This is a genomic window from Rickettsia helvetica (genome assembly GCF_963970025.1).
Lineage (GTDB): Bacteria > Pseudomonadota > Alphaproteobacteria > Rickettsiales > Rickettsiaceae > Rickettsia > Rickettsia helvetica.
Genome location: NZ_OZ018776.1, coordinates 313,346 through 326,881, shown reverse-complemented (window position 1 = coordinate 326,881; position 13,536 = coordinate 313,346). Strand labels below are relative to the sequence as shown.

The following is a 13,536-nucleotide window of genomic DNA, read 5'->3' as shown; positions in this document are numbered from 1 at the left end:
TGACTACCAATTAAGAAAATTGCAAGTTCAGAAGGAAAGAATCTATAAGATCAAGGATCTCCTATAAATCCGTTAAATTGAAGAATAATTCTAGTAATTAAAGATATACAAATTATGGATAAAATATAGATATTTTTCTTTTTTAGAATCCAAGGTGCTATTAAATAAAAAGAAATTTCTAACCCAATTGACCAACCAGGAGGTATCAACAAAAATTGATAAAGAGGAGGCGTAGAGTCAATAAAGTATTTTGTAAAATGTACTGTATTATTATTAATTCCAATAAACATTGTTACATCTTGAAACAACATTGTTAGGTTTGTAAAAACTAAAAAAAAACAGCCGGAAATGGAAGATTACACAATTGCCTTAAAAAAGAAAATTTTTGTTGCAAGAAGAAAGTAGCTACAATACAAAAGATATCAAGTAGGATAAAGCCTTAAATATCTACTTTTCCAAAATTGTATTTTGCTTGTATAATTGCTCTGAATCATAGCCATATAAAAGCCGAAAATCATAAAAAAAGATTGTACTGCGATTTCTGCACCTACAAATTTAAGAAATGGATGAGAATTTGAATGTGCAGCCACAACAGAAAGAGCAAATAATAACCTAACTACACCCATTATGTTAAATAATAATTATATTAGCAATTATATAATATCCAAAACCTAAATCAAGTAACATAGCAGCACTTCTCAATAATAGGATAAGTTATTTACATTAAAAGAACCATTTTGTATTATGAAAAATATATTTTTTTACTTGAGTGAAAGGTAACCAAAATTCATGACCATAAAAATCCACACGGAAAAAGATTTCGTAAAGATGCGGGCAGCAGGAAAATTGGCTGCAGAGACGCTCGATTTTATTACTGATCACGTAAAACCGAATGTCACTACTAATAGTTTAAATGACCTTTGTCATAATTTTATTACTTCTCATAATGCCATTCCTGCACCGTTAAATTACAAAGGCTTTCCAAAATCGATTTGTACTTCTATAAATCATGTGGTTTGTCACGGCATTCCAAACGATAAACCATTAAAAAACGGTGATATAGTAAATATTGATGTTACGGTAATTTTAGATGGTTGGTACGGTGATACTAGCCGTATGTATTATGTCGGTGACGTAGCAATTAAGCCAAAGCGTCTTATTCAAGTAACTTATGATGCAATGATGAAAGGGATTGAAGTAGTAAAACCCGGTGCTAAACTCGGTGATATTGGGCATGCTATTCAAAGCTATGCCGAGAAGCATAATTATTCGGTGGTCAGAGATTATACAGGTCATGGTATCGGAAGAGTTTTTCATGACGAACTGTCAATATTAAATTACGGTCGCAGCGGCACGGGTCTAACATTAGAAGAAGGGATGTTTTTCACCGTTGAACCTATGATAAATGCCGGTAATTACGACACTATATTAAGTAAACTAGATGGATGGACGGTTACTACACGTGATAAATCATTATCGGCTCAATTTGAGCATACTATAGGCGTGACTAAAGATGGTTTTGAAATATTTACGTTATCGCCTAAAAAATTAAAATACCCTCCATATTAAACTGTAGGATAAAAATTGATTTTGTTGTATGGTTTGGAAAAAGTACTCGATGTCATACCGTGGCTTGACCACGGTATCCAGTTTTTATTTTATTTTTTTATGGATACCGTGGTCAAGCCACGGTATGACAGAGCGGAATGCAAACCATGCAGACAGGGCCTAAAATATAAATTAAGTCATGAAGAGAAAAAATAATAAATTTATAGAAATAAGTATTGCCTTTATCTTGGGAGTTGCTTTAGGTATTTATGGACAGAATCCGGATTATTTTACTAATCTAATAAATCAAAAATCATTAGCTTCATCTGCTCCACAAATACAGTATTACAATATTTCAGAGCTTTCAAGAAGTAAAGTTAGTACATGTTTTACTCCGCCTGCCGGCTGTACTAAGTTTATAGCCAATCAGATAGATAAAGCTGAAGAATCTATTTATATGCAGGCATACGGTATGAGCGATGCGTTAATTACTACTGCACTTATTAATGCACAGATGCGAGGAGTAAAAGTTAGAATATTGCTCGATCGTAGTAATTTAAAGCAGAAATTTTCTAAATTACACGAATTACAACGAGCAAAAATTGATGTGGGCATAGATAAAGTACCTGGAATCGCTCATAATAAAGTTATAATTATTGATAAAAAGAAAGTAATAACCGGTTCGTTTAATTTCACAGCTGCTGCTGATAAACGTAATGCTGAAAATGTAATTATTATAGAAGATCAGGAACTAGCAGAGTCTTATTTACAAAATTGGTTAAACAGAAAAGCAAATAATTGAGGGGGATTGCTACCATGTCATCCCGTGGCTTGACCACGATATCTTTTGAGGTATACTAACTGCTTTACAAGATACCGCGATCAAGTCACGGGATGACAGTTTTAGTTATTTTTTAAGCAGATTTCTTATTGAAGTTTTTTTGTACTTGTTCTGCCATATTCTGCATATTATTAGAAGCATGATGAACATCCTCGGCAATATGCTTATTTGCGGCTTCTAATATTTTGGTTGAAGACTCATAAGCAATACTTGCTAATTCCTTAGCATTATCCATAGATGTTTCATAAATAGATTTTAAACATTTTTGATGGCATTCACTAGCTTGTTTGAAATCTTTAGAATTTGCTGCTTCTTTAGTAGTATTCAAAATAGTATTAACATTATTTTGTATAATCTCGGAATTTTTCTTAAGCAAAGATTGCATGCTTTCTGTAGCAATTTGGTTAGTTATTATAAAGAATATTCATAGCTCTTTGCATTGTATTTGTAATAGATGAAAGATCTACACTAGGGATATTTTTCATAGAACTCATATAAAATTCCGGATTCATATAGGATTTCATTAAATCTAAAAATTGTGTATTATTTAACATTATTCATTCTCCTAAAATAAATTAAATTTTGTAAATATTTTTACTTAAGAAATTGTTTTACTTTTGTATTTTATAGGTTACGTATATATAAACATAAATCCTCAATTCATGCTAACATTTATAAAATTATGAGTCAATAATTGTTAGCATTAAGAATAATATTAAAAATAGTTAAGTTTTTATAAATGTTAGATATATCAATTCAAGAATTAATAAATAAGTGGCAACAATACCTCGTTTTGCAAAGAAATTACTCTAATCATACAGTAATTGCTTATAATAATGACCTTAAGCATTTCCTTGAGTTTATGAATTATTATAATTCAGAGCTTGTAACGATAAATCATATTAAAACCGCAGATATAAGATTAATCCGAAGTTGGCTTGCGAAACGTAACTGTAATAATTTTACCACTTCTTCAATTTCACGTGGTTTATCTGCAGTAAAAAATTTTTATAGGTTTTTAGAGAAAACAACACAATTAAATAGTCATATAATTTTTTCTATAAAATCTCCTAAAAAAACTAAATTGTTACTAAAAGCTTTATCGGAAGATGATGTAGTAATATCACTTGAACATATTGAAGAATACGGGAATGTTAAGTGGATAGAACTTAGAAATAAAGCCCTACTTGTTCTTATATATGCTTCAGGTCTACGTATATCGGAAGCATTATCAATTACGAAACTTCATCTACAAAATCTAGAATTTATAAGAATAATAGGTAAAGGTAGTAAAGAAAGAATAATTCCATGGTTACCGATTGCTAAAAATTTAATTACCCAATATTTAGAAATATTGCCGTATAAGTTAGATGATAATGAACCGATATTTAGAGGAAAGCAAGGTAAGCAATTGCAGCCACCGGTATTTAATCGTGAATTAATTAAATTAAAGCATTTTTATGGTTTACCGCAGCATTTAACTGCTCATTCATTTAGACATAGTTTTGCTTCACATTTGCTTGAGCATGGTGCAGATTTACGCTCTATTCAAGAGCTATTAGGTCATAAAAGTCTATCTACTACACAAAACTATACTAAAACAAGTATAAAGCATTTAGAAGCTGTATATACTACCGCATATCCAATTAAAAAATAAAATATATTAATATTCATAATCTTCTTGCATTAATTTTAAGTTATATATTATATTATTTTAAAAACCTTATAAATATAATATGTTAAAGCTAATATTGAGATATTAATATGCTAGAAACACCTAAATTACCTATGGGATATAAACCTTCTAAAGATGAAGAATATATGTGTCCTAATCACCTAGAATATTTTAGACAAAAACTTTTAAGATGGAAAGAGGATTTATTAAAGGAGTCTCAAGAGACTTTAAATCATTTAAAAGAAGAAAATTTACAAGAATCCGATCTTAACGATTGTGCTACTCATGAAACAGAAAGAGCTTTTGAGCTTCGTAGTAGAAGTAGATATTGTAAATTAATGAGTAAAATAGAAGAAGCATTATCACGTATTAAAAATGGGGAATACGGTTATTGTGAAGAAACAGGCAACCCAATAGGTATAAAAAGATTAGAAGCACGACCTATTGCTGCATTATGTATTGAAGCTCAAGAGCGTCATGAAAATTATGAGAGAAGTCATTTGGATGAGCCTGGAAACTAAGTATACTCGATCAACTTCAAAAATTGGCTGCGTCATCCTACAAGAGCTGCGGTGCTCACGTATTATTGCTCTGCTCCTCACCTTGTGGATTCCTTGCTCTTTTTGAAGTTGATCTTCGTATACTGTTCTTCATTTTACTTAGGAGTATTATGTACCTTAAAACCTAAAGAAGTTAGAGCATTTACCGTTTCAAATAAAGGTAATCCCATAACATTTGAATATGAGCCGGAAATAAATGAGATAAAAGCTTCTGCATAACCGGAAATTTTACATCCGCCGGCTTTATCTATTCCCTCATCCAAAGAACAATAAAAATTAATCTCTTCATCACTTAATTTTTTGAACTTAACAATAGTATGAACTATTTTTTGTCTAACTGTAAGCTCGTCATTCTCTTTTTTGATAATACATAAACCAGTATAGACACGATGACGACGCCCGGATAACATCTTAATACAATTCTTGACTTCTTCGTAAGTAGTAGCTTTCGGCAATATTCTTCTACCTACTGCCGTTACGGTATCGGCAGCTATAATTATAGCTGATTCCTCTATTTGAGATGCAACTCTTATAGCTTTTTCGTAAGCAAGTCTTATGGCTAAGGGAGCGGGTAATTCACGCAAATTAGGTGTTTCGTCTATATCTGCTGGAATAATTTGTGAAGGGATAATTTTAATTCTGTTTAGTAACTCAATTCTTGCAGGGGAGCCGGAGGCTAATATAATCGGTAAGGTTTTTTGATTTCGCTTCATACTTAAAGACTAGTGACGATGAATCACACGCCCCTTAGTTAAATCATAAGGAGTCATTTCTACCGTAACTTTATCTCCCAGTAATATTCTGATACGATTTTTACGCATCCTACCGGAAGTATGAGCAACAATTACATGATCATTCTCAAGCTTTACTCTGAAAGTAGCATTAGGTAAAAGTTCAAGTACTGTACCTGTAAACTGAATGAGGTCGTCTTTTGACATTGTAATTTATGTTTTTATGGTCGGGGCGGAGAGATTCGAACTCCCGACCCTCTGGTCCCAAACCAGATGCGCTACCAGGCTGCGCTACGCCCCGAGAATTAATTATGCCTGTACTATATACTCTATTATTCGTAGCAAATCAATTTGTTTATGCAAAAATTTATAGATTTTGCTCAATAAAGAAAGATATCGTCATTGCGAGCAGTCGTAGACTGCGTGGCAATCTCGTCAAATATCCTGAGATTGCTTCGTCAATTACTTCGTAATTTTCTCGCAATGACGACCTTCAGTATCCACGCAACAGTGCCTCCTCGCAATGACGGTTTAGGTATTCCTTTCTATACAAAAATTAATAAAGTTTTGCTGTTTTCATTAAGGAGCTAAAATAGATAGGTTTTACCCTTGTATTCCTTAAGTTTTATATATGATTTACCGAATTTCTATAAAAAATACATAAAGTTTAATTTATTTTAAACAAGAAAAAGTAACTTATGATCACTTTTTATATGTAGAAAACCCTTTATTTTATAAGTATTTTTATAGATATTTTAGTATTTAATACTAATTAAAGACCTGAATAAAAATTTAATTTTATTATTAACTTTTTTTAAAAGTACAACATAACGAAAATATTAAGAATTTTTATCTTAATCTCATTTTACTAAAGATTTTTAAAAATCTTCCAAAAATACATAAAATTTATATTTGTTAATGAATACTAGTCTCGAATTTATAATTTAGAAAATTAAGTCCAAATTTAGGAGATGTTATGTCAAGTCAACGAAAAAATACTCTAAAAAATTTAATAAAAAAAGGTATGTTCGCATCAACTGCCGCAGTGATGCTTGCTAGCACTAGCACACTTGGTACTGCTAACCCAAGCGTAATAGCAAATAATGCAGTTTTATCCACGGGGGCAGGTCTTAGTGCGCCGTTTACATCCGGTGATCTTCTAACTCTTGATGGACCATTTAATTTTACTGCCGACAGAAACGTTCTTGCTATATATTTAGATAATTTTGGGGGGCGTGGTAATGACTGTGCCAAATAACCTAATCCTTGGACCAGTTATACCTGTTGATCTTACTAAAGCGAATGTCGGACTAGTCGTGAATGTTCCTAACGTTTCACAGATCACTTTAACAGGTACTCCGGTTACACCAGCAGAAGCAGCTGCAGCGTTTCCTCCTTTTGTTCCAGGGCCAGGAGAAGCACTGGGGAATACTTACTATTTTAACAGCTTTAATTTTAACAACCAAGCTAGTACCTTGATTTTTGATGCTACATCACTTTTTCCTGCTACTGGTGATAATAGAATTGCCTTTACCTCAGGTATATATAGTAACTTCTGTTCAGGGCCAGACAAATCTTACATTACAGCTTAAAACTAGCTTCCAATTTAAACATCCAAGCTGGGCTGAGGTAAAAGCTTTTAATATTGCAGATACTCAGCTACTTAATTTTGCTACTGATACTTCACCACCTGCACTTCTTTACTCTGATAAAGTTATGGATATACAACCTGTAGAAAATAGTATCAATTTCGGCGGCCCAAATGCTACTTATGACGTAAGTAATGAATCTCCAAATCCAGCAAAATTTACGGCTAGCTTCAAGTTAGTTCCAGCAAATGATTTAGATGGTAAATTAGGAGTACACGTGGCTACTGGTAGCCGAATTATTTCGTTGAATGCAGGTGTAGCGGTAACGGAACAGGAGGGACAATAAGACTTAACACATTTACTACAGATGAGATAGGAGCTCCTCTAAATCAAAATCCGGTTACAATTAAAGGAAATATCTATGCCCAAACTATTTTGATAGGAAACCAGTATCAGATTGTTAATAAAGGAATAGATCCGGATTATGGGGTGGATTGGGTAACGGCAATTGATACAGGTAATGGGGGGTTAGTACAATTTACGCACAACTCTTTAACACGATTTCAACAGAACGTAATTTCTAACATAGATAGATTTTAACGGTACTGCCGCACAAGTAACAATAGCTAGCGGTGCGAATGTCGGCGGAGATACCAGCGGGAATATAGATAATAAAGTAGCTGGAGGTGCGAATGTATTACATTTTATCGGTAAATAGTACGGTTACCGGAGATGTAGGAGCTACAAATCCGGTTAATATATTAAATGTTCAGGGCGATAATACTACCCAGGTTAATTTACAGGGAAATGTTACGGTTAATGAGCTTAATTATACTAACACCGGTATTACCACTGTAGGGGGAACATTAACTGCAACGACAGGAGTAAATTGTGGCGGTTTTGCATCAACGCTTACATTTAATGGTACAGGTAGACCTTATACTTTTGCAAGTTCGGTAGCTAATGCAGGCAGTGCAATCTTAAATGTTGATACGGATCTGACGGTAACCAATCAAACTATAGGTACAATTAAAACGATTAATATAGGTACACTCGGAACTCCTCAAGATTTAACTATAGCAGTAAATCAAGCTGCTTTAGGTTTACTTGTAGGAGGGAATAAAATTAATTTTAGTGATTCAAATTCTACGTTAATATTACAAATCTGGTCAAGCTCAAGTCGTAACATTTAACGGTAATTTAGATGGCACTGCAGGCGGTGTGGCGGTAATGTAACTTTAAACGGTACTAATGCTTTAACCATTCAGGGAGGGTCATTCGGTGCTGTTAATAAACTAGCTTCGGTTAGTACTATAGGGACTGTTACGGCAAATGGAGGAATTAACTTAGTGGTATTACTACTCTTAATATTACAGGAAATAGTAACTTTACCGATCAAACCGTTACCTCAGCAAGTGCTACTAATATAAATATCGGCGATGGAAGTGGAGTCAGGACGTATATTTTAACGCCTAATGCGGATTTTAATATTAGTACTGCTAATATGAAATTCAAAAATGCCGGTTCAATATTAAATATTACAAGTAACGGTAACGGAAATGTAACGGCGGCTATGAACGGGGATTTAAATCCCGGTGCGGCGGCTAGCGGCATAATAGCATTAAGTGCAACCGGCGGCAACACTTTAATATTAGATGGAGTAGGTTTTAATTTAGGTATAGCAGGTGGTAATACTTTAAATAGTATGACTTTTTCAGGAGCAGGGAATATTACCGTGGTCCCGACGATTAATACGAAGAATGCTATTCTCACCGGTATAGCAGGTGATCTAATACTTAATAACGTTATAATGCACCAATTAATTTTACAAACACCACCAATCTTACGGTAAGTGATGTTACGGGAGCTATAAATTTTGTGAATAATGCTGGAAAGTTAAACGTTGCTAAAAACTCAATAATTAACGGTACTATAGACGGTTCCGGTACGATAAATTTTGGTGCAGGCCAAACCCGGGCGCGGGGGGGGAGGTTACGGGTGCAGTTGGGGCTAATAATGCTATTACGCTCGTGAATTTTAATGCCGGCGGCGGATGTTACGTTAGATTCTACTTCTGACGCTACAGATTTCAGTATCGGTAATAATACTAACGTGATTGCCGGTGATTTAATGACGGGTGCCGTAAATTTTGCTGCCGGTGCAGGTACGTTAGTACTACAAAACGGTCTTGATGGAGCAATTACTACAGATGTTGTAAATACCGGAACGGTAACTATCAATGGAGTTGCTTTAGTAAATATAGGTCCTAACCCTGTTACTTTCGGTGAAAATGTAAATTCAACTACCGTGACTCTTACTAATAATGCCTCTTCTTTAACTGTTGGCAGCAATGTTATTTTAACAAGTGCAATTACAACTGCTAACCCTAATAATGGTGTATTAAGTTTAGCTCCGAATAGTAGCGTTGTCGGTGATATAGGTACTAATGCCGCTGCTATTGCTGCAGTTAACATAGGTTGCGGGGTCTACAAGCCTTGACGGGAATATTTATGCGGGTGCGGTTGCTTTAACTAATTCTGCATCTTCTCTAACTCTTAATAACGGTACTAACGTTAATGGGGCTATCACAAATACTTCAAGCAATAATAATAGCGGTATACTCATATTTAACGGCGGTAGCATAACGGGTGCTGCAGGGACTCTGGGAGCAGCATTAAGTATGGTAACTTTTAATGCGAATGGTGATTTACCCGTAGCTTCTTATGCCAATACTTTTAATGTTAATAATGCAGCAATTGTTAATGCACCTAATGGTGTTACAGGAAAGGTTGTAGTAAATGCGGGAACATTTACCAGTAATATTGCCGGTAATGCAGCATTTGGCGGTGTCGGAACTATTAACACAATAACTATTACTGGACAGACTGATTTTGCCGGTAATGGGGGTACGGTTAACGTTAATGACGGCGGTAATTTAGCAGCAGTGACAAGTAGTGCAGCAGCTAACGGTAATTTAGTATTTTTAGGAGGCGGTAACGTTGCAGCCGTAACTAATATTAATACTATAAATATTAAGGGAGCAGCAGGTCAAACGGTAAACTTCACACAAAATGTATTAGCAACGAGTTTAACTTTCAGTAACGGTGGTACGGCGAATTTACAAGGATCACTTGGGTCACTCACTAATGCCGTTAATGTAGATTTCGGAGGCGGAGGTATTTTAGAGTTTTCAAGTACAAACTCTGCAGGTTATTTACTGAACATCCCAATCACAAACGGGAACACAGGAACATTAAACGTTTATACTACTGGCACTACTTTAACGGCTACTGATTCAAGTATAGGCACGGTACAAACAATTAAGATCGGGGGCAGGGAAATGCAGCTGCAATATTTACGGTAGATATATCTAACAAGGCTTTAACTCTAGGAAGTGCTATTAATTTGAACAATACTGACTCCATATTTGATTTAACTACTAGCAAAAATCAATAAGTTACCTTTACGAATAGTGTCGATGGTTTTGCCGGTGGAGGCGGTAGCGTCAATTTAAACAGTACTTCTAGTACTCCACCTAATAACAATGTGTTAACTTTGCAGGGTAATTTGGGTAATGAAACTCTTGGCATAAATGCAAATCCCCTTGCTGTTATAAATGTTAGTGGTAATGTCGGAGTTGTTGGTACTAATGCTAAGTTAGGTACAAATGGACTTGATGTGAGTAATACTGCAGTGCTTAATATTGCTGTCGGCGGGGTTTTTGCCGATGCATCACTTACCTCGACTAAGATTGCCAAAATTAATATCGGTGATGTATACTGGACCAGCCGTTTATGCACTTGATGCAATAAATATTGATTTTGACTTAGATGTACCGGGTGTTACATTTAAAAACGATTCATCTGTTTTAAAATTAATGACTACTGTGGCAGATGCCGGTACAACAAGTACCATATATCTAACCGGTAATATAGATCCCGGTGCTGCAAATTTCGGTATAGTTGAGTTAAATGCTAAAAATGTCGATATTAAATTAATAATAAACGGTGATAAAAATAAGGGAATTAATCCTACTCTTTCACTTGGTACTGCTAATCATCCGCTAAAACAAATAACTTTTTCAGGAGACGGGGAGATAGGAGTAACGGCTATTGCTACAGCTGCTATTAACATATCTGTTCCAGTACTTGGGATTGTGACAGTTGATGCTAATGTCTTATTTGCTCCTCCTACCGGAACTAGGGGACCTACTCAATTCGGTACTACAACAGTTAATGGGAATATGGATTTCAAAAATATTGCAGGTACAGTAATTTTTAAAACAGCAAATAATACAGTCCCAAGTATTACCGATAACATAACAAGCACTGGCGGATCTAAAGGTACTGTAGTGTTTATGGATAACGGTACTTATAGGTACGGTTGACGGTAACGGAAACTCAACGAATACAATTACAAACCTTGCAATGCTACAAGCAGGAGCTAACAACAGCACCGTCACGATTAACGCCGGCGGTAATATGTCTATTACTGAAATCCAAGGAACCGGCACGGGTGATATAGTGTTTACTCAAGCAACTAATTTAACCAGTAATATTAACCAAACAGGCGGTAAAGCTGCTAATTTAACGTGTTTATAATCAAGGCGGTAGTATCCGAGGTAACATAGGTAATAATACGGCAGTCGGTGATATTACGATTCTAGATGGAACTTTAAGCGTTGGTGTACCTAATAGCAATCCTGATAGTGTTATTAAAGGCGGCAACATTTACCTAGGTCCAAATGCAATAATTCATTATGATTCAAGTAATATATCAATGATTCAAGTAATATATCATTTACGGGAGTGTTCAATTATACCCCTCCCGGTCCTATCAATCCTGCTCCTATTAATATAAAAGGCGGGATAAAATTTGATGATGCTGATCCTGTAATAGATAATACTCTTAATGGGCGTGGTACGGCAGCTAGTCCTTTAGGAATAATTCAAATAAACGGTGGAGATGTAACACTTACAACCCCGGCATATGTTAAGAATGTTAATTTCACCACTACACAATCTGCTACGTTAACTTTTGCTAGTACAAGTATGGTTGGTGGGGACGACTACCGACAATAAAATCCATACTCTAGCAATAACGGGTGATTTGACAACAGGTACTTCGCCGTTTGGGTCAGACTCAAATCACCTTAAAACCATTCAGCTTAATGATGACGGTAAATTCACCATTGATAGCCAAGATGTTTACTCTAGTGTCACAACTAAAACTAATAATGAAGGTACGGCAATATTTAATGCCGATAACGGCTTTACGGATGATTTAGGTGCGAGAATTTAAACCTTAAACAGTTCAGTTCAGTAGTAATAAAGGCACGGTAAAAGGGGATACCTATGCTGAAAATATTACTATTGATGCCGGTAAATCAGCTGTATTTACCGGTAATAACAGCAGAAGTTTGGACATTCCGTCAGCAACCGTCGGCGGGGTTAAAGTTCCAAGAGTAACCACAAAATTTAATTACAAAACAAAAATCGTTTCAGAGAATTTCAAAGGTAGCAGTAACAACTCTTCAGCGGAATACACTAATGCCGTGTTAGTACAAGCACCGATTAACGGAGGTAGCCATAAATTCGATGATGATGTATGGCTACAAAAACCGATAACAGGAACTAATACTATTACTCTCGTACCGAAGAAAACCGCTTTCATTGCGTCGGATTTAGGAGCAAGTACCATAGTTGCCGATCAGGCGACAATGATGTTTACCGGTGATAATACTAACGTAAATGTCGGTGGTAATATCTCAGAAAGTAATATAACTTTTGACCTTGGTCATAATAAAGTTACTTATACGGGATCAGCTACTCCTACCGGTGGGCTTATTATTAATGTTTTCTATGATACTATAAATGCCGATCAAACAGGTAATACAAATAGCGGTATATAGTATTAGCAAGCGGTAGTACCTTTGATTTATCAAATGTTTCTTCAATTAAAGTATTTTTAACTGTACAAAATAATCCGTCTGCTATTGGGCAGGGTAGTGCTTATCCTATCATTAGCGGAGCAGGAGGTAGTATAATAGTCGGTAATGCTGCAAGCTTACCGTTTAACGTTACTGCTAACGAAGGTGGTTTTGTCAGATGGCAAATTACGAACGGTTCGTTTGTACTTCTACCTCTACCTATAGAGCTAACCGGAGATAATGTTGTTGATAATATTATAGGTAAGATAATAAAAGCTCCTCCGGGCAGTGATGCGGCAAAAGTTGTAAATGTTTTAGTAAATACGCCGATAGATCAAAGGGGTGAAGTAATTAAACACTTATTACCTATAATCGAGCGTCCTTCAATTGGAACGCATAGAATAACTACCCCGCTTATTACTCCTATGGGTCCCTTCGTCGGTCCAAGTGTTGGAGGTTTTGGCCCCCTTTACAGCCGCCACCAACTAGCGGTAGTGTAGTTAACAATATATATGTTCCGCCTACCATTCCGGGCGGCTACGACGTAACGCCTAGCAATCCGGCAGGATATAATACTCCGATTACAGGCGGAAGGTGGCTTTGGTCCTAACGGTCCCGGCACGGGTAGCGCTACAGAAGGCAATATCGGTACAGGCGGCACAA

23 protein-coding genes, 1 tRNA gene and 1 pseudogene are annotated in these 13,536 nt (G+C 35.5%); 18 read left to right on the top strand and 7 right to left on the bottom strand.

Annotation, left to right across the window (positions count from 1 at the left end; genetic code table 11):
* Positions 1–50 precede the first annotated feature (50 nt).
* Positions 51–311 carry a hypothetical protein gene (locus AB1146_RS02065; RefSeq protein WP_355404175.1) on the bottom strand — a complete coding sequence of 87 codons (261 nt, stop codon included), beginning with the start codon at positions 309–311 and terminating at the stop codon, positions 51–53.
* A 478-nt stretch (positions 312–789) separates the two neighbouring features.
* Here AB1146_RS02065 and map point away from each other — a divergent pair, with 478 nt between their 5' ends.
* Complete coding sequence (gene map / locus AB1146_RS02060) at positions 790–1,569, top strand: type I methionyl aminopeptidase (protein ID WP_010421034.1); 780 nt, start codon at positions 790–792, stop codon at positions 1,567–1,569.
* Positions 1,570–1,747: 178 nt separating this feature from the next.
* Complete coding sequence (gene pld / locus AB1146_RS02050) at positions 1,748–2,350, top strand: phospholipase D (RefSeq protein ID WP_010421039.1); 603 nt, start codon at positions 1,748–1,750, stop codon at positions 2,348–2,350.
* Between the two features lie 112 nt (positions 2,351–2,462).
* On the opposite strand, the pseudogene AB1146_RS02045 reads toward pld, so the two are convergent.
* Positions 2,463–2,943 (bottom strand): annotated as a pseudogene (locus AB1146_RS02045) (phasin family protein).
* 185 nt (positions 2,944–3,128) lie between these two features.
* On the opposite strand from AB1146_RS02045, the gene AB1146_RS02040 reads away from it, so the two are divergent.
* Both AB1146_RS02040 and dksA read left to right on the top strand, forming a co-directional pair.
* The gene (locus AB1146_RS02040) at positions 3,129–4,046 is read left to right on the top strand and encodes a tyrosine recombinase XerC (protein WP_010421043.1); all 918 of its coding nucleotides are present in this window, start codon (positions 3,129–3,131) and stop codon (positions 4,044–4,046) included.
* Between the two features lie 107 nt (positions 4,047–4,153).
* On the top strand, positions 4,154–4,585 hold the full coding sequence (gene dksA, locus AB1146_RS02035; protein ID WP_010421046.1) for an RNA polymerase-binding protein DksA: 432 nt from the start codon (positions 4,154–4,156) through the stop codon (positions 4,583–4,585).
* Between the two features lie 134 nt (positions 4,586–4,719).
* Here the strand turns inward: dksA and AB1146_RS02030 are convergent, their stop codons facing one another.
* From AB1146_RS02030 to AB1146_RS02020, 3 genes are all read right to left on the bottom strand, one after another.
* Positions 4,720–5,337, bottom strand: coding sequence for a Maf family protein (locus AB1146_RS02030; protein WP_010421049.1), 618 nt, complete (start codon positions 5,335–5,337; stop codon positions 4,720–4,722).
* A gap of 9 nt (positions 5,338–5,346) precedes the next feature.
* A complete protein-coding gene (infA, locus tag AB1146_RS02025) occupies positions 5,347–5,562 on the bottom strand; it encodes a translation initiation factor IF-1 (RefSeq protein WP_010421051.1) in 216 nt (71 codons plus the stop codon).
* 17 nt (positions 5,563–5,579) lie between these two features.
* Positions 5,580–5,656 (bottom strand) — tRNA-Pro (locus tag AB1146_RS02020).
* A 675-nt stretch (positions 5,657–6,331) separates the two neighbouring features.
* Here AB1146_RS02020 and AB1146_RS02015 point away from each other — a divergent pair.
* The 5 genes from AB1146_RS02015 (at position 6,332) to AB1146_RS01995 (ending at position 8,137) form a co-directional block, all read left to right on the top strand.
* Positions 6,332–6,613 carry a hypothetical protein gene (locus AB1146_RS02015; RefSeq protein ID WP_010421052.1) on the top strand — a complete coding sequence of 94 codons (282 nt, stop codon included), beginning with the start codon at positions 6,332–6,334 and terminating at the stop codon, positions 6,611–6,613.
* The gene (locus AB1146_RS02010) at positions 6,603–6,947 is read left to right on the top strand and encodes a hypothetical protein (protein WP_232203648.1); all 345 of its coding nucleotides are present in this window, start codon (positions 6,603–6,605) and stop codon (positions 6,945–6,947) included. Before AB1146_RS02015 ends, AB1146_RS02010 begins: the two co-directional genes overlap by 11 nt.
* On the top strand, positions 6,880–7,290 hold the full coding sequence (locus AB1146_RS02005; protein WP_232203649.1) for a hypothetical protein: 411 nt from the start codon (positions 6,880–6,882) through the stop codon (positions 7,288–7,290). Before AB1146_RS02010 ends, AB1146_RS02005 begins: the two co-directional genes overlap by 68 nt.
* Positions 7,291–7,379: 89 nt before the next feature.
* A complete protein-coding gene (locus AB1146_RS02000; RefSeq protein WP_232049229.1) occupies positions 7,380–7,544 on the top strand; it encodes a hypothetical protein in 165 nt (54 codons plus the stop codon).
* A 92-nt stretch (positions 7,545–7,636) separates the two neighbouring features.
* Entirely contained in the window at positions 7,637–8,137 is a 501-nt protein-coding gene (locus AB1146_RS01995) for a hypothetical protein (protein ID WP_010421054.1), read from the top strand.
* A gap of 71 nt (positions 8,138–8,208) precedes the next feature.
* On the opposite strand, the gene AB1146_RS01990 is transcribed toward AB1146_RS01995, so the two are convergent.
* Positions 8,209–8,343, bottom strand: coding sequence for a hypothetical protein (locus tag AB1146_RS01990; protein WP_269572110.1), 135 nt, complete (start codon positions 8,341–8,343; stop codon positions 8,209–8,211).
* A gap of 105 nt (positions 8,344–8,448) precedes the next feature.
* Between AB1146_RS01990 and AB1146_RS01985 the strand changes: the two genes are divergently transcribed.
* Positions 8,449–8,796 (top strand): hypothetical protein, encoded by a 348-nt coding sequence (locus tag AB1146_RS01985; RefSeq protein ID WP_010421056.1) that lies wholly within the window; start codon positions 8,449–8,451, stop codon positions 8,794–8,796.
* Between the two features lie 188 nt (positions 8,797–8,984).
* Entirely contained in the window at positions 8,985–9,443 is a 459-nt protein-coding gene (locus tag AB1146_RS01980) for a hypothetical protein (RefSeq protein WP_010421057.1), read from the top strand.
* Between the two features lie 9 nt (positions 9,444–9,452).
* Here AB1146_RS01980 and AB1146_RS01975 read toward each other — a convergent pair whose 3' ends face one another.
* The gene (locus AB1146_RS01975) at positions 9,453–9,587 is read right to left on the bottom strand and encodes a hypothetical protein (RefSeq protein ID WP_269572111.1); all 135 of its coding nucleotides are present in this window, start codon (positions 9,585–9,587) and stop codon (positions 9,453–9,455) included.
* A gap of 37 nt (positions 9,588–9,624) precedes the next feature.
* Here AB1146_RS01975 and AB1146_RS01970 point away from each other — a divergent pair, with 37 nt between their 5' ends.
* From AB1146_RS01970 to AB1146_RS01940, 7 genes are all read left to right on the top strand, one after another.
* Entirely contained in the window at positions 9,625–10,308 is a 684-nt protein-coding gene (locus tag AB1146_RS01970) for a hypothetical protein (protein ID WP_232203650.1), read from the top strand.
* A gap of 182 nt (positions 10,309–10,490) precedes the next feature.
* Entirely contained in the window at positions 10,491–10,748 is a 258-nt protein-coding gene (locus tag AB1146_RS01965; protein WP_232203651.1) for a hypothetical protein, read from the top strand.
* Positions 10,717–11,331 (top strand): hypothetical protein, encoded by a 615-nt coding sequence (locus AB1146_RS01960; RefSeq protein WP_232203652.1) that lies wholly within the window; start codon positions 10,717–10,719, stop codon positions 11,329–11,331. Before AB1146_RS01965 ends, AB1146_RS01960 begins: the two co-directional genes overlap by 32 nt.
* Positions 11,332–11,371: 40 nt before the next feature.
* Entirely contained in the window at positions 11,372–11,545 is a 174-nt protein-coding gene (locus AB1146_RS01955; RefSeq protein WP_232203653.1) for a hypothetical protein, read from the top strand.
* Positions 11,546–11,752: 207 nt separating this feature from the next.
* Positions 11,753–12,025, top strand: coding sequence for a hypothetical protein (locus tag AB1146_RS01950; RefSeq protein WP_232203654.1), 273 nt, complete (start codon positions 11,753–11,755; stop codon positions 12,023–12,025).
* 28 nt (positions 12,026–12,053) lie between these two features.
* Complete coding sequence (locus AB1146_RS01945; protein WP_010421059.1) at positions 12,054–12,245, top strand: hypothetical protein; 192 nt, start codon at positions 12,054–12,056, stop codon at positions 12,243–12,245.
* Between the two features lie 118 nt (positions 12,246–12,363).
* The gene (locus AB1146_RS01940; RefSeq protein ID WP_010421060.1) at positions 12,364–12,855 is read left to right on the top strand and encodes a hypothetical protein; all 492 of its coding nucleotides are present in this window, start codon (positions 12,364–12,366) and stop codon (positions 12,853–12,855) included.
* The last annotated feature ends 681 nt before the right edge of the window (positions 12,856–13,536 follow it).

Excerpts from the sequence above, each read along its gene's own strand:
- AB1146_RS02065 (WP_355404175.1), bottom strand. The coding sequence starts at position 311 with ATGTTGTTTCAAGATGTAACAATGTTTATTGGAATTAATAATAATACA.
- map (WP_010421034.1), top strand. The coding sequence starts at position 790 with ATGACCATAAAAATCCACACGGAAAAAGATTTCGTAAAGATGCGGGCA.
- pld (WP_010421039.1), top strand. The coding sequence starts at position 1,748 with ATGAAGAGAAAAAATAATAAATTTATAGAAATAAGTATTGCCTTTATC.
- AB1146_RS02040 (WP_010421043.1), top strand. The coding sequence starts at position 3,129 with ATGTTAGATATATCAATTCAAGAATTAATAAATAAGTGGCAACAATAC.
- dksA (WP_010421046.1), top strand. The coding sequence starts at position 4,154 with ATGCTAGAAACACCTAAATTACCTATGGGATATAAACCTTCTAAAGAT.
- AB1146_RS02030 (WP_010421049.1), bottom strand. The coding sequence starts at position 5,337 with ATGAAGCGAAATCAAAAAACCTTACCGATTATATTAGCCTCCGGCTCC.
- infA (WP_010421051.1), bottom strand. The coding sequence starts at position 5,562 with ATGTCAAAAGACGACCTCATTCAGTTTACAGGTACAGTACTTGAACTT.
- AB1146_RS02015 (WP_010421052.1), top strand. The coding sequence starts at position 6,332 with ATGTCAAGTCAACGAAAAAATACTCTAAAAAATTTAATAAAAAAAGGT.
- AB1146_RS01995 (WP_010421054.1), top strand. The coding sequence starts at position 7,637 with ATGTATTACATTTTATCGGTAAATAGTACGGTTACCGGAGATGTAGGA.
- AB1146_RS01985 (WP_010421056.1), top strand. The coding sequence starts at position 8,449 with ATGAAATTCAAAAATGCCGGTTCAATATTAAATATTACAAGTAACGGT.
- AB1146_RS01980 (WP_010421057.1), top strand. The coding sequence starts at position 8,985 with ATGCCGGCGGCGGATGTTACGTTAGATTCTACTTCTGACGCTACAGAT.
- AB1146_RS01975 (WP_269572111.1), bottom strand. The coding sequence starts at position 9,587 with ATGCTACCGCCGTTAAATATGAGTATACCGCTATTATTATTGCTTGAA.
- AB1146_RS01970 (WP_232203650.1), top strand. The coding sequence starts at position 9,625 with ATGGTAACTTTTAATGCGAATGGTGATTTACCCGTAGCTTCTTATGCC.
- AB1146_RS01960 (WP_232203652.1), top strand. The coding sequence starts at position 10,717 with ATGTATACTGGACCAGCCGTTTATGCACTTGATGCAATAAATATTGAT.
- AB1146_RS01955 (WP_232203653.1), top strand. The coding sequence starts at position 11,372 with ATGCTACAAGCAGGAGCTAACAACAGCACCGTCACGATTAACGCCGGC.